Below are 284 nucleotides of genomic sequence, written 5' to 3'. Positions count from 1 at the left end.
GTTGGGATATCACCATCAATAATCGTCAGTGTGACAGTGGCCGTTTCAACATCCACATCACCATCACTCGAAGTAAACACCAGTGATTTAACGATATCGCCACTCTCGTGGTCTAAATCACGGTTCGGCTCAAAGCGCACGTTACCTTCAATGGTGACGAACACATCACCCTCAGTGAACGTAAATTTCTGCTCACCTGTGATTGTTGGGTCTAAGATTTGAGCCGTGCCACCGTCATAGGTGAACTGGGTAATCACTGCGCCATCGGCACTTTGCGCTGTCAT

1 protein-coding gene is annotated in these 284 nt (G+C 48.2%); it reads right to left on the bottom strand.

All coding sequences use genetic code 11. The features are described from left to right. A partial coding sequence (locus AB4384_RS22300) for a hypothetical protein (protein WP_372130136.1) occupies positions 1 to 284 on the bottom strand: 284 nt, incomplete at both ends.

This window comes from Vibrio sp. 10N.261.51.A4 (assembly GCF_041471945.1).
GTDB lineage: Bacteria > Pseudomonadota > Gammaproteobacteria > Enterobacterales > Vibrionaceae > Vibrio > Vibrio crassostreae_C.
Note: the sequence above shows the minus strand (reverse complement) of the source record. Positions and strands in the feature narration are given on the sequence as shown.